The sequence below is a fragment of the Verminephrobacter aporrectodeae subsp. tuberculatae At4 genome, assembly GCF_000193225.1.
In the GTDB taxonomy this organism is placed as follows: domain Bacteria; phylum Pseudomonadota; class Gammaproteobacteria; order Burkholderiales; family Burkholderiaceae_C; genus Acidovorax; species Acidovorax aporrectodeae.
On the sequence record NZ_AFAL01000211.1, the window covers coordinates 1 to 2,031 of the forward strand.

Genomic DNA, 2,031 nt, shown 5'->3' on the forward strand with positions numbered 1-2,031 from the left:
CGTCACGCCCGGATCGGCGCACGCGCCGCTGACGCGCGCGGCCGCGCAGGACACCGGCCTGCGCGCGGGAACGCCGGTGGTGCCCGCGCCCATGGACGTTCCCGCGACCCTGCTCGGCTGCGGCGGCATCGCCTACGGACCGCAGGGCCTGCTGCGCAGCGTCGGCTGCTCGGTGCTCGGCAGCACCGGAATGCACGGCTGGGCGAGCACCGACCTGCAAGCCATCCGCCCCAGCGCCGAGGCCGGCTACACGATGCTCATGCCGCTGCCCGGCGTGTGCATGCGGCTGATGTCGCATATGGCGGCCACGCTCAACATCGACTGGCTCCTGGGGCTGCTGGCGCAGGCCGCCGAGTTCGCAGGTGCCCCCGTGCCCGCGCGCGCCGCGCTGCTCGAACGGCTCGACCACGCCGTGCTGGCCGCCGCGCCGGGGCAGGCGATCTTCCATCCCTACGTCGCCGAGAACGGCGAGCGCGGCCCCTTCGTAGACCCCTGCGCGCGGGCGCAGCTCAGCGGCTTTGGCGCCAGCCTGGGTTTGTCCGGGCTGGCGCGCGCGGTGTACGAGGGAATCGTCTTCGCGGCGCGCGACTGCTACGCGGCGTTCGGCCCGATACCCGAAGAGATACGCCTCGCAGGCGGCGCGGCGCGCAGCCCGGCGCTGCGCCAGCTGCTGGCCAACGCCACCGGCCGGCCGGTGCGCGTGAGCCGGCGCGAGGAATGCGGCGCTGCGGGCGCGGCGCTGCTCGCCGCCGTCGCCATCGGCGAATACGCGAGCCTGCGCGACGCGCTGCCCCGCTGGGTCGACAGCCACCTCGACGCGCACGTCACCGCGCCCGACCCCGCGCAAACAGCGCTGTACGACAGGCTGTTCCCGCTCTACCAACAGGCCGCAGCGCGCAGCCGCCCGCTCTGGGCCGCCCTGGGCGCGCTGCGCAGCGGCACGTCCACCGGCCTTGCTGGCGCAGCGCCCGCAAGGTCCCCCCCGGCGAGCGCCGCCGCCACCGCAAGCAGAGGAACCCGCGCATGAGACATCTGAAACTCGCCATCATCGGCGACCAATTCATGAAAGCCCACTACTTCAGCGACGCCCTGCGGGCGGTCCTGCCGCAGGCGCAGCTGGACGTCCGCACGCTGGAACTCGACTGGCCCGACACCCCCACGGTGCACGGCTACGGCGCCGAGGCCGAGGACCCGCAACTCCAGGGTCTGAGGGAATACCTCGGCGCGCCGCACACGCTGGCCACCTTCATCGGCGACGCCGAGGTGCTGCTGAACCATTTGGCGCCCGTGACCTGCGGCATGCTCGCGCGCTGCGCGCAGCTCAGGCTGCTCGCGGTCGCGCGCGGCGGCCCGGTGAACATCGACATGCAGGCCGCGCGCACGCACGGCCTGCGCGTGGTGTACACACCGGGGCGCAACGCGAGCGCGGTGGCGGAATTCACCATCGGCATGGTCCTCGCGCAGACGCGGCGCATCACCCAGGGCCACGTGGCGCTGATGCACGGCCAGTGGCGCGGCGACCTCTACCGCGCCGACCGCACCGGCGAAGAGCTGTGCAACCAGACGCTGGGACTCATCGGCTACGGCCATATCGGTAGCCGCGTCACCAAGCTGCTGCGGCCCTTCGGCTGCCGCATCCTGGTGAGCGACCCCTATGCGCAACTCGACGCCACCGACCGCGCCGCAGGCGTGCTCCAGGTTGACCTGGCCGAATTGCTCGCGCAGTCCGACGTGGTCTCGCTGCACGCGCGCGTCACGCCCGAGACCACCGGCTTCATGAACGCGCAGGCTTTCGCGCAGATGAAGGAAGGCGCCTGCTTCATCAACACCGCGCGCGGCCCGCTGGTCGACTACGCCGCGCTGTACGCCGCGCTGCAAAGCGGCAGGCTGCGCGGCGCGGCACTGGAGACCTTCGGCACCGAGCCCTGCGACCCGGCCGACCCGCTGCTGCGCCATCCGCACGTGACGCTCACGCCGCATATTGCAGGCGCGTCGATCAAGACCGTGAAGTACGCCGCCAGCCTGTGCGCC

2 protein-coding genes are annotated in these 2,031 nt (G+C 72.8%); both read left to right on the forward strand.

Features of this window, described 5'->3' with window-relative positions; translation table 11 throughout:
* On the forward strand, positions 1-1,027 hold a 1,027-nt coding region (locus VTU_RS25945), incomplete at its 5' end, for an FGGY-family carbohydrate kinase (protein ID WP_010101975.1).
* A partial coding sequence (locus VTU_RS0105935) for a 2-hydroxyacid dehydrogenase (protein ID WP_010101976.1) occupies positions 1,024-2,031 on the forward strand: 1,008 nt, incomplete at its 3' end. The genes VTU_RS25945 and VTU_RS0105935, both read left to right, overlap by 4 nt.